The organism is Chloroflexus sp. MS-G (genome assembly GCF_000735195.1).
Lineage (GTDB): Bacteria > Chloroflexota > Chloroflexia > Chloroflexales > Chloroflexaceae > Chloroflexus.
In genome coordinates, this window is the sequence record NZ_JPIM01000003.1 from 17,938 (window position 1) to 43,898 (window position 25,961).

23 protein-coding genes are annotated in these 25,961 nt (G+C 53.7%); 5 read left to right on the forward strand and 18 right to left on the reverse strand.

What is annotated here, in order from left to right:
- Nucleotides 1-60: 60 nt before the first annotated feature.
- From JE47_RS0100985 to pdxS, 9 genes are all read right to left on the reverse strand, one after another.
- Entirely contained in the window at nt 61-1,836 is a 1,776-nt protein-coding gene (locus JE47_RS0100985) for a peptide ABC transporter substrate-binding protein (protein ID WP_031457972.1), read from the reverse strand.
- Nucleotides 1,837-2,240: 404 nt separating this feature from the next.
- Complete coding sequence (locus JE47_RS0100990) at nt 2,241-3,212, reverse strand: P1 family peptidase (RefSeq protein ID WP_031457973.1); 972 nt, start codon at nt 3,210-3,212, stop codon at nt 2,241-2,243.
- Nucleotides 3,209-3,721 (reverse strand): zinc ribbon domain-containing protein, encoded by a 513-nt coding sequence (locus JE47_RS0100995; RefSeq protein ID WP_031457974.1) that lies wholly within the window; start codon nt 3,719-3,721, stop codon nt 3,209-3,211. Before JE47_RS0100995 ends, JE47_RS0100990 begins: the two co-directional genes overlap by 4 nt.
- A 4-nt stretch (nt 3,722-3,725) precedes the next feature.
- Nucleotides 3,726-4,052, reverse strand: coding sequence for a cyclic-di-AMP receptor (locus JE47_RS0101000; RefSeq protein WP_031457975.1), 327 nt, complete (start codon nt 4,050-4,052; stop codon nt 3,726-3,728).
- A 30-nt stretch (nt 4,053-4,082) separates the two neighbouring features.
- Nucleotides 4,083-4,763, reverse strand: coding sequence for a dTMP kinase (gene tmk / locus JE47_RS0101005; RefSeq protein ID WP_031457976.1), 681 nt, complete (start codon nt 4,761-4,763; stop codon nt 4,083-4,085).
- A gap of 68 nt (nt 4,764-4,831) precedes the next feature.
- The gene (locus JE47_RS0101010) at nt 4,832-6,451 is read right to left on the reverse strand and encodes a R3H domain-containing nucleic acid-binding protein (RefSeq protein WP_031457977.1); all 1,620 of its coding nucleotides are present in this window, start codon (nt 6,449-6,451) and stop codon (nt 4,832-4,834) included.
- A 6-nt stretch (nt 6,452-6,457) separates the two neighbouring features.
- Entirely contained in the window at nt 6,458-7,453 is a 996-nt protein-coding gene (locus tag JE47_RS0101015) for a hypothetical protein (protein WP_031457978.1), read from the reverse strand.
- Nucleotides 7,450-8,022 (reverse strand): pyridoxal 5'-phosphate synthase glutaminase subunit PdxT, encoded by a 573-nt coding sequence (pdxT, locus tag JE47_RS0101020; RefSeq protein ID WP_031457979.1) that lies wholly within the window; start codon nt 8,020-8,022, stop codon nt 7,450-7,452. Before pdxT ends, JE47_RS0101015 begins: the two co-directional genes overlap by 4 nt.
- Before the next feature lie 43 nt (nt 8,023-8,065).
- The gene (gene pdxS / locus JE47_RS0101025) at nt 8,066-8,947 is read right to left on the reverse strand and encodes a pyridoxal 5'-phosphate synthase lyase subunit PdxS (protein ID WP_031457980.1); all 882 of its coding nucleotides are present in this window, start codon (nt 8,945-8,947) and stop codon (nt 8,066-8,068) included.
- A gap of 785 nt (nt 8,948-9,732) precedes the next feature.
- On the opposite strand from pdxS, the gene JE47_RS21750 reads away from it, so the two are divergent.
- The 4 genes from JE47_RS21750 to JE47_RS0101050 all read left to right on the forward strand — a co-directional run bounded on the left by JE47_RS21750 (nt 9,733) and on the right by JE47_RS0101050 (nt 13,379).
- Nucleotides 9,733-9,903, forward strand: coding sequence for a hypothetical protein (locus JE47_RS21750; protein WP_160173269.1), 171 nt, complete (start codon nt 9,733-9,735; stop codon nt 9,901-9,903).
- A 214-nt stretch (nt 9,904-10,117) separates the two neighbouring features.
- Nucleotides 10,118-11,080, forward strand: coding sequence for a CPBP family intramembrane glutamic endopeptidase (locus JE47_RS0101035; RefSeq protein ID WP_031457981.1), 963 nt, complete (start codon nt 10,118-10,120; stop codon nt 11,078-11,080).
- Between the two features lie 258 nt (nt 11,081-11,338).
- Nucleotides 11,339-11,725, forward strand: coding sequence for a hypothetical protein (locus tag JE47_RS0101045; protein WP_236631096.1), 387 nt, complete (start codon nt 11,339-11,341; stop codon nt 11,723-11,725).
- Between the two features lie 472 nt (nt 11,726-12,197).
- The gene (locus JE47_RS0101050) at nt 12,198-13,379 is read left to right on the forward strand and encodes a thiolase family protein (protein ID WP_031457983.1); all 1,182 of its coding nucleotides are present in this window, start codon (nt 12,198-12,200) and stop codon (nt 13,377-13,379) included.
- A gap of 121 nt (nt 13,380-13,500) precedes the next feature.
- On the opposite strand, the gene JE47_RS0101055 is transcribed toward JE47_RS0101050, so the two are convergent.
- The 7 genes from JE47_RS0101055 to JE47_RS0101085 form a co-directional block, all read right to left on the reverse strand.
- Nucleotides 13,501-14,667 carry a PP2C family protein-serine/threonine phosphatase gene (locus tag JE47_RS0101055; protein WP_051871040.1) on the reverse strand — a complete coding sequence of 389 codons (1,167 nt, stop codon included), beginning with the start codon at nt 14,665-14,667 and terminating at the stop codon, nt 13,501-13,503.
- Nucleotides 14,668-15,441: 774 nt separating this feature from the next.
- Nucleotides 15,442-16,584 (reverse strand): glycosyltransferase family 4 protein, encoded by a 1,143-nt coding sequence (locus tag JE47_RS0101060; RefSeq protein ID WP_031457985.1) that lies wholly within the window; start codon nt 16,582-16,584, stop codon nt 15,442-15,444.
- Nucleotides 16,584-17,972 (reverse strand): FAD-dependent oxidoreductase, encoded by a 1,389-nt coding sequence (locus tag JE47_RS0101065; RefSeq protein ID WP_031457986.1) that lies wholly within the window; start codon nt 17,970-17,972, stop codon nt 16,584-16,586. The genes JE47_RS0101060 and JE47_RS0101065 overlap by 1 nt, the downstream gene beginning before the upstream one ends.
- 454 nt (nt 17,973-18,426) lie before the next feature.
- Nucleotides 18,427-18,678 (reverse strand): hypothetical protein, encoded by a 252-nt coding sequence (locus JE47_RS0101070; protein WP_031457987.1) that lies wholly within the window; start codon nt 18,676-18,678, stop codon nt 18,427-18,429.
- Between the two features lie 24 nt (nt 18,679-18,702).
- Complete coding sequence (locus JE47_RS0101075; RefSeq protein ID WP_031457988.1) at nt 18,703-19,449, reverse strand: type 1 glutamine amidotransferase; 747 nt, start codon at nt 19,447-19,449, stop codon at nt 18,703-18,705.
- Nucleotides 19,450-19,451: 2 nt separating this feature from the next.
- Nucleotides 19,452-20,720 carry a glutamate-5-semialdehyde dehydrogenase gene (locus JE47_RS0101080; protein WP_031457989.1) on the reverse strand — a complete coding sequence of 423 codons (1,269 nt, stop codon included), beginning with the start codon at nt 20,718-20,720 and terminating at the stop codon, nt 19,452-19,454.
- Nucleotides 20,713-21,048 (reverse strand): hypothetical protein, encoded by a 336-nt coding sequence (locus JE47_RS0101085; protein WP_031457990.1) that lies wholly within the window; start codon nt 21,046-21,048, stop codon nt 20,713-20,715. The genes JE47_RS0101080 and JE47_RS0101085 overlap by 8 nt, the downstream gene beginning before the upstream one ends.
- Before the next feature lie 489 nt (nt 21,049-21,537).
- Here JE47_RS0101085 and JE47_RS0101095 point away from each other — a divergent pair, with 489 nt between their 5' ends.
- Nucleotides 21,538-22,956 carry a malic enzyme-like NAD(P)-binding protein gene (locus JE47_RS0101095; RefSeq protein ID WP_031457992.1) on the forward strand — a complete coding sequence of 473 codons (1,419 nt, stop codon included), beginning with the start codon at nt 21,538-21,540 and terminating at the stop codon, nt 22,954-22,956.
- A gap of 2 nt (nt 22,957-22,958) precedes the next feature.
- On the opposite strand, the gene JE47_RS0101100 is transcribed toward JE47_RS0101095, so the two are convergent.
- Together JE47_RS0101100 and JE47_RS0101105 are read right to left on the reverse strand one after the other, a co-directional pair.
- Nucleotides 22,959-23,798 (reverse strand): hypothetical protein, encoded by an 840-nt coding sequence (locus JE47_RS0101100; protein WP_031457993.1) that lies wholly within the window; start codon nt 23,796-23,798, stop codon nt 22,959-22,961.
- A gap of 23 nt (nt 23,799-23,821) precedes the next feature.
- Entirely contained in the window at nt 23,822-25,828 is a 2,007-nt protein-coding gene (locus JE47_RS0101105; protein ID WP_031457994.1) for an immune inhibitor A domain-containing protein, read from the reverse strand.
- Nucleotides 25,829-25,961 lie beyond the last annotated feature (133 nt).

Consider the following 25,961-nt stretch of genomic DNA (forward strand, 5'->3'; position numbering starts at 1 on the left):
CGCATCGGTAGGTAGCGGTTCGGAACCCACCCCCATGGCCTAGTTGGGCTACAACTATCCTCACTCCTCCCCCAACCGCCAGCTTGCAATATTCCACGTAAATGGTGCGATCGGGTCCAGTTGCCAGCCCGAAAGACCAGAACGCGCAATCAGCACGTCAATGCGCTGAAAGAGGGGTAACACCGGTAATTCCTGGGTAAAGAGCTGCTGCTGACGGATATAGGCAGCAACTTGCTCAGACGGATCAAGAGAAGTCGTCGCAGTGTTAATCTGCTCATTAGCCTCGAAAAAGCACCAACCGGCAAAGTTATTCCCCGTCCAATTATTTGCTTCGTCTGGCACACCAGCACAACTCCACAATTCCCAGCCTCGTGGATGAAATCCAGCAATCCAACCAAAAAGGGCTAACTGGAAGGTTCGCTGATAGAGTGGCCCATCGACGCTGTACAATTCGGTCGGCGGTAACGGCGCTACTTCAATCTGTACACCAACCTGAGCTAGATCGGCGACGATCTGTTCGGCAACAGCTTCACGTAACGGCGAATTAGCTGTTGTCACTAACGACAAGAGAAGTGGCAGACCCTCATACTCACGCCAACCGTCACCATCGGTATCGAGCAGATTCGCTTCATCAAGCAAACGACGGGCCTCATCGGGGTTATACGGGTAACGAGTAATCTGATCGAGGGGCGGCTCGCCAAGCTGACCGGGCAGAATCCAGCTCTCTAATACACGACTCTGTCCGCCTAATAATTCTTTCACAATCCTGTCACGATTGATGGCATAGGCAATAGCCCGCCGCACGCGAATATCCTGTAACAATGGAATATCGAGGTTAAAATCAAGATGCTCCCAGATTGCATTGGGAGAAGTACTCATCTGGAGTTCTTGCCGGTCGGCCGCTTGTAAAAGTTCACCCAGCAATGCCGGTGTTGGTTGCTCGATAAATGCCAGATCAATCCCGCCACCACGTACCAGTTCGAGCAACTGCACCGGATCGCTGCGGAACGCAACGATGATTGTGTCGAACGGTGCAGGCTCGCCCCAGTAGTACGGATTGCGCACCAGTTCAAGCGTTCCCCCCTCAAAACTACTCACCATATATGGCCCGTAGCTTAATGGCCGACGCACAAATTCGCTCTTTGTTATCTGTTGCGGATCACGTGTTGCCAGCAGATGGCGCGGCAACGGTACCCAGTAACTGGTGATGAAGGCCGGATCGGTAACATCAGGACGCAAGACGGCACGAGTCGTATACTCATCGACCTGCTCGTAGCGCTCGATCATTGCCAGACGGCTATTTGCCGCTTGACCGAGATCAATGCGTTGTGCCAGTTCGTAGGCAAAGACCGAGTCGGCTGCAGTGACCGGCGTGCCATCCGCCCAGCGTAGCCGAGGATTCCAATGAAATGTCACGCTGACCTGCGTCACTCCATCAGTTGTAGCAGTCGGTGTGTCCGTAATCCGCCCCAGTTCATCGCGAAAAACGGTGACCGTCTTAGTAACGACATCACCGTTGGCGAAGTCGGGCAGGCGCGTTAACACACCCGTCGATTGTAACTTGAAATCCACGGCCAGCATCGGTGACGGGAAGAGCAGCTCGGTCAAGGCCGCAGTTAATCGCTCGTCGGTCGGATTGCTGTGATATGGCAACAAATCAGGTGGTTCAGCTACTAATCCAATGCGCAACACCCGTTTTTCAACAACTGTTGGCGTTGGCTCGGGTGTTGCTGTGGGTGCAGATGGACTAGCCGGCGGCACATCGGTAACAAGTTTACAGCCGGCTAACAAGATGAGCGCAAGCAAGGCGATTAGAGATGGAATAAAACGCTTCATGGCGTCACTTCAGTATATAGGTTGATAATCTTATGGAATAAACGGCCTGCTACTGGGGAATTATATCGTAAGTTGCGTTCAATGTCTGTATTCCACTACAAACAGGAACCACCGAGCACATCAAACGCGATGATTGAAGAGTGTGTCTGAAAAAGCCTTTTGTTGCCGGTCATCCTCACCTGATCGCTGTGAGAGAGGGAAGGTGAGGAATCTACTGCACCGAGGAGCGATCTGCGCGACCGCCGTCGGTCAACCGCCTCGACAGCGTTTTACCCGCTTACATCAAGAGGCAGGTCAACAGCTTACACTCTCCCGATATAGCGCATGGTCAGCCACTCGCTACCCAACTCTCTGTGGTAAAACTCTTATTTGCCGTAGATGGATAGCTTTATCAGCCGACTTGGTTAACTGCCTGCCAAATCACGAGCCGCCGGAACACCAGCCGCCGTTGTTGCCGCCTGAACTGCACGGACAATAGCCGTCGCCAATACATCGGCGGCAACAGCACCTAGTGTGACCAGTGGTGGCGCCTCGTGAACCCCAGTAGCCAATGCAAAGACAGTATCACCGTCAAAAGGCGAATGGGCCGGACGAATAGCACGGGCCAGCCCATCCTGGGCCATCATTGCCAGTCTAGTCGCAGCCGCCTTATCGAGGCGGGCATCAGTTGCGACCACGGCAATTGTTGTATTCTGCCCGACCGAATCGGCAAACGACTGTCGACTCAAGCCTCCTCGCAAAAGTGTACCGGTACCAATTAACGTCCGATCAGAAGTACGGGCACCTGCGACAATGCGACCCTGGTCATCAACCACATCACCAAACGCATTCACGACCACCAGTGCCCCGACCGTCACCCCGTTCGCCAGAGTTTCACTCCAGGTACCAACCCCACCGCGCATAGCGGTTCCCATGCCGCCAACCTTCCCTACGGTTGCCCCCGTACCGGCGCCAACACTTCCTTCAGCGACCGTCGTTTCTGCTGCAACACAAGCAGCATACCCCATAGTGGCATCAGGCCAGATGTCCGCTCGACCAATGCCCAGATCGAAGATCACGGCTGCCGGTACAATGGGCACCTTCGTTAACCCAACATCAAAGCCGTAGCCACGTTCATAAAGCCACGACACGACGCCAGTCGCAGCGGCCAGTCCAAAGGCGCTACCACCAGTTAAAACCACTGCATGCACCTGTTGCACCAGATTTACCGGATCAAGCAGATCGGTTTCTCGCGTACCAGGGGCACCACCGCGCACATCAACACCAGCCACTGCACCTTCTGGCGTCAAAACTACGGTCACCCCGGTCAGTGCCTCTTCATTGGTAGCATGACCAACCAGCACCCCCTGAACTTGAGTAATTGATGGTGTGTTCATGATTGACGTACCTCAACTGGAGGTGCAACCGAATAACCATCAGCACGTACCGTTGGCACATGACCAGCTTGCCGATGACCACAATACGGACAGATTCGCCAGGTCAGATCGATCACCTTACGACACGCTTCACAGTGTCGGCGTAACTGCGTATGGCAATGTGGACAGAGAATAAAATCAGGTTCGATAGGGCGCTGGCATTCAGGGCAGACAAACCGTTCTTCCAGGTCACGTCGTAGAAACTCTTCTTCGAGAGTACGCTCGTACTTCTCGGCCAGCGTCTGCGGTGGGCGCAGTATCAGGTGGAGAGGTATGCCAAGAAACGGCAGGAGCAACACAATACCCACGGCCAGCACCTGCACTGACACATCCTCAGTACGCCGACGAATATCGCGATACGCCCACAAGACTGATGCCGCCCACAACAGTACAGCATAGGCGCCAAGAAAGATTGCAGCGAGACGAACGAGCGGTAAGATATTGTTCAGAAATTCCTGTATTGCTTCCATATCCTTACAATTTGCGCGTTTCGGCGCGAAGCACGAAGACGGTTGCCCCGCCTACCTGCACTTCGAGCGGAGCCGGTGGATAAAACTCTCCCGACTCAGCAATTGGCGGCATCGGTGAAACGTAGCGTGTGCGTGTCGAGCAATGCTCACGAATGATATGGATCACCGGATTGACCTGCTGATCTTCCACACTAAGCATGAGGGTGACGTTTCCCTCACGCAAAAACCCTCCCTGACTGCTCAGGCGGGTTACCCGATAGCCATGTTCGGTGAGTGCTTCAACCAAATTGGTTGCGTCTTGAGATTGGACAACAGCAAGGATAAGGCGCATGTTCATTACCCTAACGGATCATACGGTGTATCACTGCGCGGCAATCGGCGTATCCTGCGCTAACCGCGACATCACGAGTTGCCAAATTTGTTCGGCCAGATCGTCTACTGATTGTTCAGCATCCAACACACACCAGCGTTCCGGTTCTTGCCTCACCAATTCGTTGAAGCCCTCGGCAACCCGACGGTGGTATGCCAGATCACGGGCATCGAGTCGATTCCACTCTGGTGGATGCCCACTACTACCCTCAACCCGTTCACGACCGACCCGTTTCCGTTGCAACCCAACCTCAACATCGATCCGCAAATAGAATGTCAGATCAGGTTTGAGACCACCGGTGGCAATGTTGGTAATTGCGCGTAACTCATCTATATCGCGACCAAGACCGTACCCCTGATACGCGAATGTCGAGTCGGCATAGCGGTCACATACCACGATCCCCCCGGTGGTCAGGTATGGGCGGATCAGTTCACTGACCAATTGCGCCCGTGCCGCAGAAAAGAGCAAAATTTCAGTAGTCGGAGCCATTTCCGTATGGCGCAAATCGATCAAAATACGACGTATTAACTCGCCAATCCGGGTACCGCCCGGTTCGCGGGTAAGTATCACCGGGTAGCCAGCAACTTGCAAGTGTTCATACAACCGGCGCGCCTGTGTACTCTTTCCGGCACCTTCAGGACCCTCGAATGTGATAAAGAACCCTCGCTTCATGGAGTTACTGCCAACCAGTACGATTCATCTTGCTGTATAAGGATAGCCGATCTTTGCCAATCTGTCGATTATCGAAAGATCTTCACGCGACGATTAGGGTCTTCGCCGCGACTTTCCGAGCGCAGATTATAACGATCGGCCATTTGATGCTGCAAGCGGCGAATATAACTGCTCTGCGGGGCCAATTCCACCGCATGACGTTCACCATTGATCACCTGCGTGATAGCCTGTTCGGTTTCCAGTAACGCCTCTTCCACAACCGAGTCACTTGTGAATCCCGGTGACTCTTCATCCATCAACTCACGCAACTGAAAGACCTGCGCGAGCTGACGTTCCATTTGCGTCATCGTGTTATTCCGTAACACGTAGACCGGTACGCCCTGCTCTTCAGCCTGACGCAACTGTTGCGAGCTTTGACGATAGTAGTTTTTCAGCGTCATGACCAGCGTGGCATCCTTCAAATCACGCACAATCACTGCCGGTACACGCAACCGATCAATAGCACTCTGCAAGCGATTGCGACTCACACCAAAGGGAAAGATGCGCTGGGGAGGGATCGCTACTGTTGAGGTGCTACTTCCATTGCGATCACGCAAACGCGGTCCACTCCCACCCATCTGACCCTGTTCACGAAACCCACGGCCCCGTCGCACACCGAAAGCTGGCGCATCGATCGGTGAACGATGGACCGGTTCACGGTGTACGACCCCGTTAGCATCACGAAAACGCTGCTCGCACGGAGGGTCTTCACCGCGCAGAATGGCATCAACTGCGGCGGCAACATCGGGATAGACGATCACTCGATCCCACGATTGAATCTCAACCAGAATATTGAAGGTCGGTGGTGCCTTGCGCTCTAAGACGGTTTTCTGCGTACCGCGTCGGCGAGCCTCTTCATCACCCAGCGTAACAGCCTGAATGCCACCCACCAGATCAGAAAGTGTTGGGTTGATCATCAGGTTATCGAGTGTATTCCCATGAGCAGTACCGACCAGTTGCACCCCACGCTCAGCAATTGTGCGTGCCGCCGCTGCCTCCAGCTCAGTGCCAATCTCATCGATCACAATAACTTCGGGCATGTGATTCTCGACTGCCTCGATCATCACATTATGTTGTTCGGCTGGACGTGGCACCTGCATCCGACGTGCGCGCCCAATGCCCGGATGGGGAATATCGCCATCGCCAGCAATCTCATTCGAGGTATCGACAATCACCACTCGTTTGCGCAATTCATCACCCAACACGCGAGCTGTCTCGCGCAGGAGTGTTGTTTTGCCTGTGCCCGGCTTCCCCAGCAGGAGAATGCTCCGACCAGTTTCAACCAGATCGCGGATAATGTCAACGGTACCGTAGACTGCTCGTCCGATACGGCAGGTCAGACCGATGACCACCCCACGACGGTTGCGAATACCAGAGATTCGGTGCAGCGTGCGCGGGATACCGGCTCGGTTATCTTCGCCAAACTCACCGATTCGTTCAATAACATACTGAATATCCTCGGCTGTCACCTCACGATCACTGAGAAACAGCTCGTGACCACGATAACGCGCCTCGGGCAATCGGCCAAGATCCATGACAATCTCCAAAAGATTGTCCTGATCATTCGCCTTGCGAATCGCCTCGCTAATTGCTGGCGGTAGCGCTGCTAATAACAGTTGAATGTCGTTGCTTGCATCCGTAACAGCCATAGCTGCTTAACACTCCTCACGCACAGTTGGGGGTAGTATATAGCGACGTACTGACACCCGTGGCTCCAGGCCAACTTCTAACGATGGTGTCAACACCATCCGCCGAATCGGAACAACCGTATGTTTGACCAGCAAGGTCTGCTCACCAACCGGTTGAAAACCCAGACGCATCGCCGGTTCAAACAATTCTTGTTGATACTCGCGCAACAAGAGATACACTGGACGACTATCACTGAGCTGGGCCAACCCAAAGCGTAGAACATCAACCGCCTGTTCACGGGCATCTGGTCGGATCAAGATCGAGAAGACATGCCCGCTTGGCCCACTGAGCAGACGCAAATTAGCGACCAGATCATCATCAGGCCCCAACACCCATGACTGGCGACGCAGGAATGAATAGGGGCGATAGATTGTCCAGTGACGGGCATTGCGCACTTCAGCCTGTTGTACCAGATGCGGGGTGGACATACCATAGAGCTTATGGATTGCCCAATGATCGCGGTGAGCCTGTAATCGCATCGGCGCCAGGCGTGTTCCCTGATCCCAATCCGGCCCAGAGAGGTGAAAGAGATGGCGATGGGTATACGCCTGGAAACCAACCTGACGGAAAATCTCGCGCAGCTCGTTATGTTGACTGGGTAATGCCGCATAGAGACGCTGCACCGAGTGATATGCCGCATCAGTGCAGAGTCGGTGTAATAGATGAAACCAGAGTTCGTAATCGCTTGGAGTATGCTCGCTGCGAGTACCGTTTGTCGCCAGATAAATCACATCCTGCTCTGGCCTGCCACGACGGCCCATTGCCTGCACTAACGCAAACCCACCACGTTCGGCCAGCACCAGGGTTGTTCGTTCGCGATGGTTTCCTGCCAGCATGCTTTGCACAGCAAACCAGAGTGGCCGATGGCTATACGCCAGCAGTCGTTCGGTGTAGAGCACCTGTTGGTAGCGAGGTTTACGCCGCAACGACCAGAGATCGCCCGGCGTGATCGTTCGAATCATAGTTCCAGAAAGAGCCGATGAACCCGATCATCATCGGTCAGCTCAGGATGGAACGTTGTCGCCAGCAAGCGACCCTGACGTGCAGCCACAACGCTACCGTCTTCTAGCCAGCCGACAGCTTCGCATCCTACCCCCAACGCAACGATACGTGGTGCCCGGATAAAGACGCCGCGGAGCGGCATCTCACCGATGATCGGCATCGCGACCGGCGCCTCGAAGCTATCGAGTTGGCTGCCATAAGCATTTCGCTGAATTGTCAGATTCATCAAGCTCAACGTAGGTTGACCACCCTGTTTTTGATCGGTCACAGTACTGGCAAGCAATATCGCGCCAGCACATGTGCCCCATATCGCCAGATCGCGCCCTGCACGAACACGGATCGGTTCCAACATCTGATAAATCGTCAGTAATCGACCGATGGTAGTACTTTCGCCACCGGGAATGATCAGACGCTCGACCTGGGCGAGCTGACGTGGCAAGCGCACCTCTATCGGTTCAACACCGAGTCGGCGCAGAACGGTACAATGCTCGCGGAAATCGCCTTGAAGTGCCAATACCCCAACTGTCATAGCTCACTCAACGTGGATGGGAGGATGTCCCATCCACACACTCTTACCAACCACGGCGTGCCATCAATTGTTCGGTCGGAATCTGATCGATATTAATTCCAACCATTGCTTCACCGAGACCCTTGCTCACCTCGGCAATGATTTCCGGATCATTATAATGGGTTGTCGCCTCAACGATGGCGCGTGCACGCTTCACCGGATCACCGCTCTTGAAGATACCCGATCCGACAAAGATACCATCAACACCCAGTTGCATCAACAAGGCTGCATCAGCCGGTGTCGCAATACCACCCGCAGCAAAGTTCACAACCGGCAGTTTGCCTTCAGCCGCCACCTGCTTCACCAGTTCGTATGGTGCCTGAATCTGCTTTGCGTAGGTAAACAGCTCATCTTCGTTCATCGACTGCAACCGCCGAATCTCGCGGTACACAGCACGCGCATGACGTACCGCCTCTACCACGTTACCGGTACCAGCTTCACCCTTGGTACGCAACATCGCCGCACCTTCGGCAATACGCCGCAGTGCTTCACCGAGATCGCGACAACCGCACACAAACGGGACACGGAATTTGTGTTTATTGATATGATGCTCTTCGTCAGCAGGCGTCAGGACTTCGCTTTCATCAATATAGTCAACACCAATTGCCTCCAAGACCTGAGCTTCAACGAAGTGCCCAATGCGTGCTTTCGCCATCACTGGGATCGTTACTGCCTGCTTGATCGCCAGAATCAGTTCTGGATCGCTCATCCGGGCCACGCCACCCTGAGCGCGAATATCGGCTGGCACACGCTCGAGCGCCATCACTGCTACTGCACCAGCTTCCTCGGCGATCCGAGCTTGCTCGGGGGTGACAACATCCATAATGACACCACCCTTAAGCATCTGCGCCAGCCCAACTTTTGTTGTCCACGTTGCTTTTTCCATACAGCCTCGCTCTATGCAAATCGGTGACGTTGATTTATCTCGTCATTTTATTGTACCACGCTGTTCCATGGTGGGCAATGCACCCAAAGGCTGAGTAATGCTTTATGATCATTTTTTGAGCGCCAAGTCACCGGAAATGAACAAAGGAACACAACGGTATAAGGACATCTCGTGGCTCACAACACCCCCAACCCACGCAGTTGTCTGAGCGCTCAGACCGCCGACCTACACCTCGCGGTGCGCAGGGACACGATTGCACGGTGCATCAGTAGACCTGCCACGACAATGCAGTGACGGCATCATCGGTGAATTGATGAGCGGTGACTGCAAGATGTTCGTCGGATCGGGGGGAAGCTGCGCACCTCCGTATGCACAGCAAACGGCTTGGAAAACCCTTTATTCCTCTCTCCTCACATCACCTTTAGCAGGTGGGGTGAAAACTTTGCCCCCTGACCTCTCGATACCACTTGACAAGAGGTCAGACGATAATTATAATTAATGATAACGATATTATATTAACATTTGTTATCATATCAGAAAATGTTAACACACGGTGATAAATATGCACCCCGCCAGTTATCAACGACGATACTTCACCTATTGCTTCCTCATCTCGTGCGAATATCTGCTGCTTGATCAAGCGACGATCTGCAAGGGAGTGATGTCGAACCAGTCAAGCACAAACGGTATTTGGAGCTAGGATGTCTGGCCTAATGCTCGGAGTATAGGGGTTGTCCGTCTGAACACACTATGAGATACGCTGCTTACCACACAGGAGATGTGCAATGTTACACCTTCGCTCGATAGCCTGGATTGGATTATTGATCGTAGTGGTTGGCCTGGTAGCGCCAGCAATGGTACGCTTTATCCTCGAAGGACACGGTCTGTTGATGGAAGAGAACCAGCTCTATGCTGCGCAAGAGCAGATTAGCTGGTTCCGGAGGCATCTCAAGTAAGGCGTGGGTCAGAAAGTGCAGGGTAATCCTGTGGCTTACCCTGCACTAACGGAGCAATCCTCAACGGAAGTCTGTCTGGCAAAATGGGATACAACAATCGTTCGATTCCAGAGATGTGCTTACGTGGAAAGTAATAATGATGAGACACCTGTCTAATTAGTAACTCTCGACAAAACTTCACACCGATTTTGGTATATCAGGAAAGGAGTCTCCCGTGATACCTCAGTGGCTTACACACAACCGTCTATACGATCTGGCGCGCAGCGGTCGACGCTTGACACCCTGGTGGGGCGTCATAGGTATTGGTGTCCTCATCGCCTTCGGTTCGCAAATTTTTGCTCTTCCTATCTCAATCGTGTTGTTTTTCCTCGGTATGGTCGAGGAAAACACGGTCAATCAACCGCCACTGGTATCAGGACTGATATTGTCGCTTGTACTAGCGGTTTCCTTTGGTGCTATGATTTTGCTGACCTGGCTGTGGATTCGTTTCTTTGAGAAGCGTTCATTCGTGACACTTGGTTTTGAGCCGGGTAGGGTCTTCTTTCTATACGGTCGCGGTCTCTTGATCGGCCTAGCATCGTTCACGGCGACTGTAGGACTGTTAGCACCACTGGGGTACATCACGGTAGAAAACAGCAATCCGGAGCAGGTTGGTCTGGCTGCCCTCGGTGGGGTTTTGCTTGTCTTCTTTCCGGGCTGGCTGATTCAGGGCGCTGCCGAGGAGGTTCTTACCCGTGGCTGGATGTTGCCGACACTGGCAGCTCGCTATCGTCCGTGGCTCGGACTGCTCATCTCGTCACTCTTCTTCGCTGTTATGCACGGTCTTAATCCTAACCTGAGCATTCTGGCAATGATTAACCTGGGGTTGTACGGTCTCTTTGCTGCGCTTTATGCGCTGCGCGAAGAATCGTTGTGGGGAATATGCGCCTTTCATTCCATCTGGAATTGGGCACAAGGGAACCTCTTCGGTCTGGAAGTGAGTGGTCAGAGTGTCAGTGGCGGTATGATCTTCAACTTGATGGAGAGCGGGCCTGACTGGTTGACCGGCGGGGCATTCGGGCCAGAGGGCGGATTGGCAACGACTATCGTGCTGTTGTTGAGTATGGCGATCATCTGGTGGTGGCCGACCAGCGGGCAGCAGATGATCACGCAACCAGTAACGACACATCAGTCGTAACTGCAAAAGTCTACCCATTGGCGATCTCAGGAGGGGGCAACACCAATGTTGCCCCTGTTCTTCGTTTCTTATCACCGATTGCGTCCCCGAACGTATCCGGCGCGAAAGGCAATTGCCGCAACGACGGCCACCAGCAGCAGGATGATCAGACATTCAATAAAGCTAATAGTTGACATAGATATTCGGAGCTGAGCTGACGGTAGTTCCGTCATAATGCCAGTATACTGCAACCGATCCACATCATGCTACAATGGCCGTATGATGGAACGGCTGTTCACACTGCATAGTCGCTTGCAAATCACGATTACGGCGGTGATAGTGGTTGGCCTGATCTGGGCGCTGATTGTAGCATGGCGTAACCAGGGTGGGATGCAGCCACTGAGTGGGATATTGCAACTCCTGATAATGGCGCAATCCGCCATTGGTCTTGTGCTACTCTGGCAGGCTGATGTGCTGCGGATGGCGCTCCATGTGATTTACGGGATCGTTGCTGTGGGTTTGATTCCGGCAGCAGAGATTGCGCTACGACATCGCCCCCCACGCAATGCTGGTCTGGCGTATGCCGGCATTATGTTGATGCTCTTGATTGTTGTGGGGCGGTTGTACGAGACGGGAAGGGTTGCCGTTTTTTTCAGATTTCACTGACCAGATGGATGCTATTAGCAGTATCAAGGATGTGAGTACCCTTGCATGCGATGGGTTGAGCATGCCGCCTGCTGGCTCGCCTTTGACATACTAGACCAGAAAGCGTGAACGGCGTAGATGTTTGCAAGGTCGTTGGTGCCCGTGCTGTGGAGTGTATCTGTCTACCGCTCTCCTTCGCTTCCACACAAAGAGCAGAAGAGAAGAAAACCCTGCCTCCAATCTTGCTGATGCGACGAACGATGGTCGTTGGTCGCGCACCCAGATGACTACGTAGATTGCGTGTCACTGTTAGCAGGCAGTATCTCTCGTTAATTGATCACGTTCGGCTTGTGCAGACAACGCGAAGCTGAAAACACCGGCAAACCCTGGAACGCGACGGGGATTGGTATTCTGTACCATTACTGGCTATAATATCCGGTATCTTAAGCGTGTGGTCTGACCTTTCTATTTTGACACCACGAGGAAGTAACCTATGGACGATGTAGTCATTGTTGGGGCAGCTCGTACCCCCATTGGGCGTTTTAACAGCGCCTACAGCGGACTGAGTGCCATTGATCTGGGTGCAGCCGCGATACAGGCGGCCGTCCAACGAGCCGGGATTGAACCAGACTCAGTTGACGAATGTATTATGGGCTGTGTAGTTACTGCCGGTTTAGGGCAATCACCAGCCCGCCAGGCAGCACTTCGCGCTGGCCTTCCGCACACAGTCGGCGGTTTGACCGTGAACAAAGTGTGTGGCAGCGGTCTCAAGGCCGTGATGATCGGAACCGCTCTGATCCGAGCAGGAGAAGCCGAGGTACTCGTCACCGGTGGTATGGAGCATATGAGCGGAGCGCCCTATGTGCTGCCACAGGCCCGCCACGGCTACCGGCTCGGCCACGGACAGATTATCGATGCTGTGGTACACGATGGCCTGTGGTGTGCGTTTGAAAACCATCATATGGGTGTCGCCGCCGAATGGATTGCCCGTACCTTTCACGTCAGTCGTGAACAGCAGGACGCTTACGCATTACAATCGCATCAACGCGCCATTGCTGCCCAAGACTGTGGCGCCTTTCAGGAAGAGATTGCACCGGTTGCAGTACCAGTGGCAAAAGGACAGGTCAATCTGGTAACCACCGATGAAGGGCCACGCCGTGACACCTCGATGGCTGCCTTGGCCAGACTCAAACCGGCCTTTGTCGCCGATGGTACTGTTACCGCTGGCAATGCCCCTGGCATTACCGACGGTGCAGCAGCGCTGGTCTTGATGCGGGAAAGTCGTGCTGTTCAGCTCGGCTTGCAACCGCTGGCACGGATTGGGGTTGCTGCTCAGGCGGCGGTGAAGCCGCTCGAACTCTTCACGGCACCTGCCTTCGCAATCGAAAAGTTGATGAAACGGGCAGGCCGCACGCTCGATGACTACGATCTCTTTGAAATCAACGAAGCCTTTGCCGCGCAGGTGATAGCAAATCTGCGTGCACTGACACTTGATACCGACCGGGTAAACGTTCACGGTGGTGCGATTGCCCTTGGTCATCCCATTGGCGCAAGTGGTGCTCGTGTTTTGGTGACGCTTATCTCCGCATTACGTCAGCGAGGTGGAAAGCGAGGCATCGCGGCGCTTTGTCTGGGTGGAGGTGAGGCAGTCGCGCTGGAAGTTGAAGTTATGTAGCGAAAGCACTAAACGTTCTACGTTTGCCATTTGTTGCGTCCCCTTCTGATTTCTGCCACAGAAACGGAAGGGGATTTCTATCAGCAACTGCTGCGCAACGGTGAACGGTTGCAGCGACAACTCATTCAACGCTCCCCAAGCGACATACGGCCAATAGCGTTATATCGTCATCAGGAAGCTGACGACCCGAATAGTCTAGTATTGCCTGCGTTATCGCTTCCAGGTGCAAAGCTCCGTTACGGTAATTCACGGTGACAGTCGCCAGCAGTCGTTCTTCACCGAACAGGGTACCATCTGCGGCACGAGCTTCGATACTACCATCGGTATAAGCAAATAAACTATCACCGACCTCTAACAACGTTGTGCCAACAGTAAAACGGGCATTGCCGATCCAACCTACTGCTGGCCCAGTTGGCTCTAGCGTTTCAATACCGCCAGCAGAACGAAAGATATATGGCGGCGGATGCCCGGCGTTGATATAGCTCATGGTTCCGTTGGAAGTATCAATAACCGCACAAAAGATGGTCGAAAACGTGCGACTGCCATGATGATGGCGAGCAATGTATTCATTCGTCATCATTACCGCCTGTAGTGGATCGTTATGATGAATGGCTACCGCTTGCTCGGCAAAGGCACGTAGCAGCGTCCGTGTCAATGCCATGAAGAGTGCCGCCCCTACCCCCTTATCACAAACATCACCGACCAGAACCATCCATCTCTGGTCAGATAGATGGAACACGTCGTAAAAATCGCCGGCCATTTCACGCGCCGACACAAGTTTAGCCGCAATGTGCCAGTTCGTAATTGAAGGTAATGTCGCGGGAAGAAAATCAGCCTGAGTGCGTCGCGCTAACTCTAGTTCATAGCGCATTGCCATCAGATAGGCTTGCTCTTGATCGCGTAATCTTTTTCGCTCAAGACAGGAATCTATTTTGGCATACAACAACGTTGTGTTAATCGGCTTGGTAAGATAGTCCTCGGCACCCGCTTCAATACAGTGCACAACATCGTCAATCTCGTCGAGTGCTGAAACGATGATCACCGGAATATGCTGTAGTTGGGGATCGTGTTTTAGCTGTGTCAAAACCGCTCGCCCATCCATTTCGGGCATCATCAAATCAAGCACGATAAGATCAAATCGCTGCTGACGGGCATAGGTCAGGGCTTGCAACCCCCTGCCCGCAGTCTGCACCGTATGCCCACGCCGGGTTAATTGGCGTTCGAGAAGCAAGCGATTATATTCGCTGTCATCAACAATCAGGATGTGTCCCGATACAGGTTTGTGCATTCTGATTTCAAAAGCATATATCGTTACATAGCCACTGCTATGATACCATATGGCATTCACGCTCTTGCTGATATGCCCTATGGCAAGGCGGTTGCGATACCTCACGGTTGTCGCACATTGAGGAGAGGGGTGCGCGGCACCGCCCTACCCCTCTGCGACTCCCGATGAGTTGGGTGATGGCACCGCCTCACCCCTGGGGGTATTGTGTCGGTGATGCCTGTCGGCACCCAAACGTGGTCTCGGATTGAGGGGAATGACACTTGCGGATGTTCTGCCAATGAGGTCCGTCCGATACTATTTCGACAATATGGAATCGTGCTGAAACCTTCATCACCATCAATGATACGCTGCGGACCTGGCGCGACACGCGCTGAATCGCGACTCGGAGCCATCGAACAGCGTCCTCGATTCCCAAGCCGTCACAACGACCGCAGGAGGTGGCACACGCGACGACGATATGCTGAGGTTCCAATAGGTTCTTGGTGCGTGTGCTCGTGCATCTAGCCGACAGCTCGGATACCGAAAGGGCAGGACGACTATTGGCAGCGCATCATCCCTCCGTTTCGCGGATGCATGAGTTTCACGGGACAAAGGGGAAAACAAGGGATCGCTGCATGGATGCACCAGCATTCAGCGATATGCCTGCACATCATTGTACTCAATGATTGCTCGAAGGCTATGCGGAGCAGCTAACAGACCAATTTGTGGTTGTAACAGAAAGGCAGGTTCGTTTTGCGCGTATACGATGAAGGATACCAGTTTTTCGGATAGGCTCTATGATCGTTCCCTGGCGCGCTGATAGGCCAGCTCAGCAATTGGGGCGAGCTGATCCCAGCGTAGACGTTGGGCTGCGGCAAGGACAGCAGTACGTAGACGTGTACGTACCGTCTCATCGGCAAGCACGTGAATGACAGCCGTCGCCAATGCGGTTGCGTTGCCCGGAGGAACCAGGATACCGGCATCAGGCGCAAGGTAATCGCGTGCCGCACCCACGTCACTGGCGACAATAGGGATACCGACGGCCATCAGCTCAACCAATTTGGCCATTCCCCGTGCCCGATTGATCAACGTATCACGTATTGGCACCAACGCGACATCGGCACTGGCGAGCAGGGCTGGGATAGCCGATGGCTCGAGCCAACCGCGATAATCGATCATCGCTGCACAATCAAGAGCTTTAGCAAGCGCCAACAATCGCTGCTCTTCTCCGCGCTCACCTTTGCCGATCAGAATAAGACGGGCATCAGGACGGGATCGATGCACAAGCGCTAACGCCATCACTACTTCTACCAGATCAAGCTCCCAAAAGCGGGTGTAGAGGACTATTGTTGGTTGCGATGATGGTTGCCAGCGGAATAAGCCCGGAGACGACGCACCATTGGGCAAATAGAAGACACGTTGCGGTGGGACACCCATGGCCCACACCAGGGTTTCCAGCGTGTGCGAAACAACGGTTACTGCTCTGGCTCGACGTGGCAAATCGCGCTCTTGCCAGGCAAAGAATGCTTTGGCCGGTGCAGGATATGGCAACAGTTCATTCCAGCCCCCTGGCCCTTCCCAATCATCGCAATCGACAACCAACGGTATCTGACCACGCGCTAATGCCGCCAACCCGCCAAACCCTTTTGGTTTGAAAAGATGGATAACATCGGCGTGAGTCTGCCGGGCAGCCCACCAGAGAGCTATCGTATGCCAGAGTGCTGCCGGTAGACCGGTAAACGGTGGGGAAACGGTATGAGTAACCGCTACCCCAGTAATGTAACGGGTTGTACCACCATCAGCAGGATTGTGAATCGGTGGCGCAACAATATTGACTGTATGCCCACGCTGCTGTAATGCTTGCGCTAATGGCAGCATGCGGGCAAGCAATGTGCCCTTCGGTCGAATACCGAAGGGCGCAATCATCGTAATCCGCATCAGCGACCAGCACGAATAATTTTCATCATCTCATCAACTCGAGTGACTTTGACCCTCGGTCGCCCCTGAGCTGCCCCCTGAGCCGTTTCATACGCATCGAGCCGTTGCCAATCAGCATAAGTCACAAAATCAATCCCGCGTTCGCGTAGCAGGTCGGCAATATCGTCGTTCTGGGGTGCGCCGGGTAAATTGGGTAGATCGGCCAGCATGCTGTTAACAGTTGCCACCGCATCCGGCTTGTTGGTCCCAATAACCCCCGAAGGACCACGTTTGATCCAGCCTACCACATATTCACCTGGTACCAGATCACCATTCGGAGCGGTCAGCACTCGTCCATCACGGTTGGGAATAGTGCCACTGGCTTCATCAAAGGGCACACCGGGTAATGGTTCACCCCGATACCCGACCGAGCGGAGAACCATCCCGCAGCTCAATTCCTCGGTAATGCCGGTCCCGCGTGGACGCAAACTTCCATCGGCGGCCTGCACCAATTGATTGCGCTCAATAGTCACTCCCGTCACTCGTCCATTAGCGCCGTGGATCGCAATTGGCGAGACCAGGAAGCGCATCACAATGCGGCGTGGCGCGCCCGTAGCGCCACGAGCCGCATAGGCCCGCAACAGCTCCACATTCTTCGCTGCGGTCTTATCCTCGGCGAGCGCTGCTTCACTCAGCGGATCAAGTTCAAGGTCGGCCGGGTCAACAATCACATCAACACCACGCAATTCACCAAACTCTTTTAGTTCAGGGTTAGTGAACGCAGCTTGTGCTGGCCCACGCCGTCCAAGCATAACCACTTCACGCACTTTGCTCTGTCGTAATGCAGTCAGAGCGTGGTCGGCAATGTCGGTTTTTGCCAGATCATCGGGATCGCTTACCAGAATGCGTGTAACGTCCATTGCCACATTCCCATTCCCGACGACCACAACTCGTTCGACGTTCAAGTCTACTTTCAGATCGCGATAGTCGGGACGACCGTTGTACCATCCCACAAAGGCAGTTGCCGGCATACTGCCGAAGAGGTCTTCACCGGGAATGCCCATCCGGCGATCCGACTGAGCACCGACTGCATAGACGATCTGGTCATAGCGAGCACGCAAATCAGCGTGTGTAATATCAACGCCAAAAGTCACATTTCCAAAGTAGCGCACACTGCTGTGAGCCGCCAGCTTGTCATAGACGCGGGTTACGGCTTTAATCGATTGATGATCAGGGGCTACCCCCTCGCGTACCAGACCGTAAGGGGTTGGGAAACGATTAAAGATATCGATCTGGCAGACGAGATTCTTCTGCTTGAGGAGGGCCTCAACGGTGTAAAAACCAGCCGGGCCGGCGCCGATGATTGCTACACGCAGCGGGCGCTGTGCGCTTCCAAGGGGTTCACTCACGGTGTACTCCTTTGCTGTCGTTTTGTTATGCTCTTCCTGATTGTGATTTACTGCACAGATTGGAAGCAATGTACCACGTATGTTACGTCATGTCAAATGATGCACATGAGCCGTAGAACGTTTCAACATGTCTACCTTGCCAGCACTGAGAAGGATGGCAAGGAATATTCTGATCTGTCAGCAGCGTGTGTGAAGATGCGCCGCTTCTCGTTCCGCCAGTGGTGTGGGGCCACGTGCCTGTTGCCTAGCCGGTCATGTTCTTTACCGCATTGGAAAGGGGGCGTTCTCGCCAGCCCCTCTTGCATGGAAGCGATGGTATCCCGATATACGACAAACGATAGTTCAATGCCATGCTTTACATGACAAACGCCAGCGGTCCGCTTTCCCAGCCACGAGAGGTCTGGAAATGTTGAAAACCGCTGGCGAATGTTGAGTGTCCAGCACTGCTGAACCGTTACATCCCCACAATACCCATCCCGCCGCGACCGGCGCGACGGATGCGCTCTATCGTTGACCAACGCGGTGGAACCGGTGTACGCATCGGTGGCATCCCCTGTGCGATCAGACGCATCGAGTCTTGCCAGCGTGTCGTCGATGCAGGTTGGTCGTTGATTGCAACTTCCTCTTCGGTCAGCAACGTCATAATTGCGGCCACTGCTGCCGCAGCCTCTTCTGCAGAGGGAGAACCTGTTGTTGTGAACTGCATCGGTTTACCTCTTCTGTAGGTGAATTACCGGCGTGACAGCAAACGTTGTACCATAACGCGCTGGGCTGTAAGCTCACGTTCGGCAGGTAACGGAGCTAGTTCAACCTGTGTGCCGTACCGTCGCCGTAGAGCCAGTTCGATTAAATGATCGGTCAGTTGAGGATTTTTAGGTAACAAGGCACCATGAAGATAACAGCCAAAGGTGTTGCGATAGATGGCACCACCCTTACGATCCTGACCGTTATCACCATAGCCAACCAATACACGTCCTAACGGTTGTACACCAGGGCCGTGAAAGGTGCGGCCACTGTGATTCTCGAAGCCGACCAATTGCCACGGCCCCTTCCCCAGATCGACCTCAATCACAATATTACCAATCATACGACGTTTACCGGCAATAGTGTAAACATCAAGCACACCCAGGCCAGGTAAGCGCTCGCCGGTATGGGTAAGAAAGTAATGGCCCAGCAATTGATAACCGCCACAGATCGCCAGTACCACCAGATCAGCGGCAATCGCTGCCCGCAACCCTGGTCCCTGGCGCTCGATCAAATCGCTGGCTATCAATGCCTGACCACTATCCTGACCACCACCGAAAAACGCCAGGTCCATTGTCTGCCAGTCAACGGTGTCGCCGGGATTGACCGGTATGACCTCAAGCGCAATATGACGGCGTTGACACCGTTGACGGAGGGCAATGATGTTTCCGCGATCACCGTACACGTTCATGTGATCTGGATAGAGATGGGCCAGTCGCAGGGTCAGTTGCATATTCACGCTCGCACGAGATAATCACCTTCGCCGATCCAGGTGTAGGTGGTGAGCTCGCGTAACCCCATTGGGCCACGGGCGTGCAAGCGATTAGTCGAAATCGCTACTTCTGCACCCAGGCCAAATTGACCACCATCGTTAAAGCGTGTGCTGGCATTAACAAAAACGGCAGTAGCGTCAACTTCACGGGTGAAACGTTTGGCACTGACCGGGTCACCGGTTAGAATAGCCTCTGAATGACCACCGTAGAGGGCAATGTGATCGAGCGCCTCATCGATACTGCCAACAATCTTGATAGCAACAATCAACGCCAGGAACTCACAACCAAAATCGGTTGGGCTGGCCGGTTTTACATTCCAGCTTTCGTGACCAGGGGCATCAGTCAGAATCGCCAATGCTTCGAGGTCACAACGCATTTCAACGCCATGTTGCGCGAGTGCGGCCGCGACCATTGGTAAAAAGACCGGTGCGGCATCACGGTGCACAAGCAAGGTATCGAGCGCATTACAGGCCCCTGGTCGTTGCACCTTTGCATTAACGATAACCGGTACGGCACGGGCGAAATTCGCACTTGGTTCGACGTAGATGTGACTGACACCCATACCACCGACAATCACAGGAACTGTAGCATTCTCAACACAGAAGCGGTGCAAACTGGCACCACCACGCGGAATAATCATATCAACGTAGCGATCAAGTCGTAACAACTGCCGTACTAGCTCACGATCAGGATCGGTGATACTTTGTACCGCGAATGACGGTAATCCGGCCTGTTCCAAAGCCGATGCAATAACCCTCGTCGTTACCGCAACACTCCGAGCAATATCGCTGCCACCACGTAAAATAACGGCGTTACCGGCTTTCAGGCACAGTGAAGCAATATCAATCGTAACGTTGGGGCGAGCTTCATAGATTGCGCCAATTACCCCAATTGGAACGCGCCGCTTATAAAGTCGCAAACCTGATGGGAGTTCACGTTGATCGAAGATTTCACCGACAGGATCAGGCAAAGCGGCAACATTGCGGCAATCCTTGGCAATGGTCGCCAGCCGCGATGGGTTGAGCAGCATTCGATCAATGATTGCCGGAGGAGTACCGGCTTTCTCGGCATCGGCAACATCAGCGGCGTTAGCTTCAAGAATCTCCTGTTGCTGTGCCAATAACCCATCAGCAATTGCATGCAATGCCGCATTTTTTTGTTCAGTTGATAATTTTGCCAATGCACGGGCTGCCGTTTTGGCCCGCCGCCCGATCATCTCCAGGTCAATCATGTTGGGAACCTCCCCCATCTTGTTCATCGTACCTGCGACGCTCTACTTCCAGGTAGTTACGGGCTCGTTCAAAGCGATCTTGCAGCTCACCGTGTCGGTACGCTTGCCAGAGAAACCAAACGGCTGCCAGGGTCAGGCCACCGCCAATTACCATGAACGGTACCAGAGCTGCTGAAAAGAGATTAGAAGTGGCAATGACCAGCATCGCGGCTGCACCCAGAGCAAATGCTCGGCGACGGCGTGAACCAGCGGTGCTGCGTCGGTATTGATCAACGAGCAGGACACCGAGAATAAATGCCACAATTGCACGAATGATTTCAAGGCCCATACTGATTCCGTGGTTTGTTATTTGTTGCATTGTACCACGAACGAACGCTAGGGTTGTGTCTGCATGGTTCGTTTTGAGATAGGAGGGGAGGGGGGAGGTTGGTTCCCTCACCTTCCCCCCACCCCCCTTCCTCTCCCGCGCTGCGGGAGAGGAAGGGGGGATGGCTACCCCCGCACCTTCCCTTTTGCCCCCTTGCCTCTTCTACAACGGGAGAGGAAGGGGGAAGTTGGTCCCCTCACCTTCCCCTTTGCCCCCTTCCTCTTCTACAACGGGAGAGAAAGGGGGGTGGGTGGCTCCTTCTCACGCGATGGTCGCACAGGTACGGTACGTGCCCAATGAGAAAGCTGAGTTTCTGATCACCCTCTGCGACAATCGGAACCAGATGCACTCTAAACTCACAGTTGTGGTACTATGCAATAATAAGGCAGTGATGCCCGTCGCCGTGACGGGCATTTTTGTGTATTTCATCCAGAATAAGAGGTGAAGGTTATGTCGGTTGGGGTGGCTTATACGCTGACCTTGCGTTGTCAAATTGAAAACCGTCCGGGGATGCTTGGACGATTAACAACCTTAATTGGCGAGGTCGGTGGTGACATTGGTGCGATTGATATTGTGCGTGCCGAGCGTAACATCATAGTGCGCGACATTACCGTGCGCGTACAAGATGAGCAGCACGGCGAACAATTGGTAGCAGCAATCAATTCGTTGCAAAACATCAAAGTGCTTCAGGTAAGCGACCGTGTCTTTCTCACGCACCTTGGCGGTAAGTTAGCCACCCAGAGTCGGGTACCTCTCAAGACACGCGATGATCTTTCGCTGGCCTACACGCCGGGCGTTGCGCGTGTTTGTCGGGCTATTGCCGACGATCCCGAAAAAGTTTACTCACTGACATGGAAGGGTAACAGTGTCGCTGTGGTCAGTGACGGTTCGGCTATTCTTGGTCTTGGCAATCTAGGCCCAGAAGCTGCTATGCCGGTGATGGAGGGCAAAGCAATCCTTTTCAAAGAGCTAGCCAATATTGATGCGGTACCAATCTGTCTGCGCTCGCAAGACCCTGATGTGATTGTACAAACGGTCGAACAGATTGCGCCGAGCTTTGGTGGAATTAATCTGGAAGACATTGCCGCGCCCAATTGTTTTATTGTCGAAGGACGGCTGGAAGAGAGTCTTGATCTGCCGGTGATGCACGATGATCAGCACGGTACTGCTGTTGTGGTATTGGCTGCTTTGCGTAATGCGTTGCGAATCGTTGGCAAGCGGCTGAACGATGTACGAGTGGTTGTTAACGGTGTTGGCGCAGCTGGGACCGCGATTATCCGTACCCTGATTGAAGCCGGGATTGGGGAAATCACGGCGGTTGATCGGTTTGGGATTCTGGTTGAGGACGATTACGCACGACAGACGCCGATGCAGCGAATCATTGCCTCGCAGACCAATCGTGATCGACGGCGTGGTAATCTGGCGGTGGCGCTTCAGGGGGCTGATGTGTTTATTGGGGTTTCACGTGGCAATATTCTCACACCTGATCACATAACAGCAATGGCAAGCGATCCAATCGTGTTTGCGCTGGCAAACCCCATTCCCGAAGGTGATCCCGATATGCTCCGTCAGTATGCGCGCGTGGTTGCTACCGGACGCAGTGATCAGCCTAATCAAATAAACAACGTCTTGAGTTTCCCTGGCATCTTCCGCGGCGCACTTGATGTACACGCTCGCCGAATTACCTCAGCGATGCGTTTAGCTGCGGCTGATGCTCTGGCCACGGTGATCCCACCTGAAGAGATGAACGAAGATTACATTGTGCCCAGCGTGTTCAATCGTCAGATTGTACCGACAGTCGCCGCTGCGGTTGCTCAGGCAGCAATTGCCGATGGTGTGGCCCGTCGCAAATATATGCCGGGTGATTGAATTCAAGGGGCAGGTTGAGCTTCAGTGTTTATGCTGAGCCAAACCCGCCACTGTGCTTCGAGGGTAGAGAGATCAACACCGTAGACCTCTTGATAAGCGGCACTGCCAACGTCGTCAGCGCCGCTCTGATAAAGTCTGTCAAAGGCGTCTCGTCCATACGTCTTGAGCAGGTATTCGACAAAGCAGGCCCACTGGTAGTAGAGGGTGTTCATTTCATCTGCGGACCGACCACGATGATTGCTTACCAGTGGCAAAGTTGCATAACCGCTCAGGAAGGTGCGGAAGTCTGGTTGACTCCCCAGCCAGTAGTAACCTGCGCCCCAGGTTGCCCAGCCTTCAAGCAAGATAGGATCACTTCGCAGGTGTGCAGGACCGTAGTGGTCGTGAGCCAGTTGATGTACAAACTCATGAGCGAGGATGGCAACGGCGCGAGACAGCGGCAGGTTAGCACAAGTAAACACTTGAACTTCGCGAATATCAGTGTAGGCAACGCCATGCAATGCGCAATCCGGGCTAGCAGTAATGACGACGGTGATTGGCCCGTTGAGTCGGGTTGCAGTACGGACACTCACATACGCCAGTGCTGTGTAAAGTTCGGCAGTTATTGCGTTGATGCTCACATCGTCCGGTACGGCGTGCGATCCTACCCTGATTCGTAAGAGTTCATTACTTGTCGGTTGTACCGTATCATCACTGCGTGCTGGAATGTTCCCAACCGGGTTGAGATCACCGACTAGCCGGCCCAGTTTCGGTGGCTGGTTCATCTGCATGAACACAATCAGCGTCGCCAGCATTGTTATACTCAGTACTGCCAGCCAATGGATTTTTAGTTCCCGATCCATTCCAGCCCCGCCTTACGATCCCATTATTCCGCGCAGCTCACCTCATATTGTGACCGTTCACTACTGTGCGGCGTAGCCGCAATGACAATCAACACACCTTGCTCGTTGGAGTTGAGCGTTGCAGTAGCGGTACCGTCGGCGTCTGGCACAAGTGCTTCCACCGTGATACGACCGTCGGAAGCCGTGCGTACCAGTCGTAATTCCCACAGTTGAGGCAAATCACCGTCTATCCGTACAAAACCGGCAGCCTCCCAGTCTCCGGTACCAGATTCTACATCATCGCGAAACCCAATTTCGGGAATAGCGATATTATCGATCAACATACCTGGTGCATGCACGCCCTGATCGTTAATTGACCAGAAACGTAACAGAATTGCTTGGCCCGCAAAGGGGGTAAGATCCATCTGCTCAGTCACCCAGAGACCACGTAGACCATCCTCCAGATTTGCGTCCGGTCGTCCCGATACGCCGGTCAGCCCATGACCGTAATTGACCCCCTGCGGATCGTAGTCGGTTGTCCACTTGCCGGGCAGTGTCTCCCAGGTTTGCCCCCCGTCAGTTGAGACAGTCACGAAGGCGTAATCGTAATCATCCTCAATCTCAAACCAGGTATCGAATGTGAGCGTTGCCGAGCTTACGTTGCGTAGATCAACGACCCGCGTCAGGGTCGCAATACTGTCATCGCCACGGTTGCTCCACCAGGCGTAGCGCCCACGTGGCATCTGACCCGCAATACGCACCGTCTGATCGCCTCGAAATATGACTGTTCGCGTCTTGCGGGGAAGAGCGAGATAATCGATCCCAAATTGAACAACGTCATCACGATAGAGATTGCCAATCGGTGTCGGTCGTACTTTACGCGGGAGCAGATTGGATAGCTCAGTGCCGGTATCGTAGGTATATCGCCCATCGCCAACCCGTGGATCATTGATCAGGTTCGCAACGGCCCAGTCGGCGACGATCTGACGGAAATGACCAATATCAGGGCGTACTTTGGCCGCTAACTCGACAAATGCTTCCAAATTATTACCGGCATCAGCCCGAATCAGAGGGCGTAACTGCTCTTTACCGGCATATTGAGCGTAGATGTAGCGCATGAAGAGGTGCGCTGCACCGTAATGTACACCTGACTGACCGGGTGCAAATCCCCAACCGGTCAACTGAATATCAGTGTTGCGCAGGTAAAGCGGAATAAAGCCCTCGCTCTGGAATCCGTTCAAGTCTTCCGAAAGCTGTGACATTCCTTCATTGAACCAGAGCGCACTGCCGGGTTGTTCATTCTGATGGATCATGTGTTGGAACTCGTGAGCTAGCACATCGAGATAGGTATCACTATCAAATGGCATCAGATCGATGTTCATAAAAAACATCTCACGCTCGTTGCTGTAGCGATTGACCTGGCGGGGAAGCGAGTCGCTCGATGAGTAGTAGCCAAGAATCTGCTTGCTCCGCTCGACGGCATTGAGAATAGTGATTCGGTTATCACCATCAACACCAGGTTGAATTTCGCTGCCGAAAATCTCGCGTGTGCGCGGGTAGATCTCCCTTTCAAAAGTACGGGCAGCCCGCTCAAGCGCAGCCTGATTGTAGGGTACACCAACTTCGACATACATCAGCACCACCGGCCCAGCGTAGCGCAATTCGGCAGTAATCTCGTATTGAGTGTCGGTACCGAAATCGGTGACAAAAAACGTGCGACGCTCGCCAACCTGTACCTCGAGCGGTTCAGTTCGCGCCACATTCGGACACTCATCAGGTGCTGGTCGGCAGCTTCCGAGTTGTCGTGCCAGCTCTATCTGATCACGCGGCAGACGCCTGGCTGCGTCGAGCAAGGCGATCTCGTCGATCTGAGAAGAGGGTTCGGGAGTGCTCTCTGCTACAGCGGTGGACGGACGGGGAGGGGCATTCGTCGAGCCGACAACCGGTTTCGATACGGCAGTAGGTGTTACCGGCGCAGAATCACCCGGTGCCATACAACCTACCAGTGCCAGGAGGATGAGAAGAAGGGAGCTGAGGAGATTGCGTTTCATAATATCGTTTATTCCTTATCAGAAGGATTGATGGGCAGGCAACCCTCGTCATAGGGGTTCACCATCATTATGGTTGATCTTTGCGCACAATGCAACCCACGTACTGCGGTGGAACGAGAGTGCAGCGCCATGC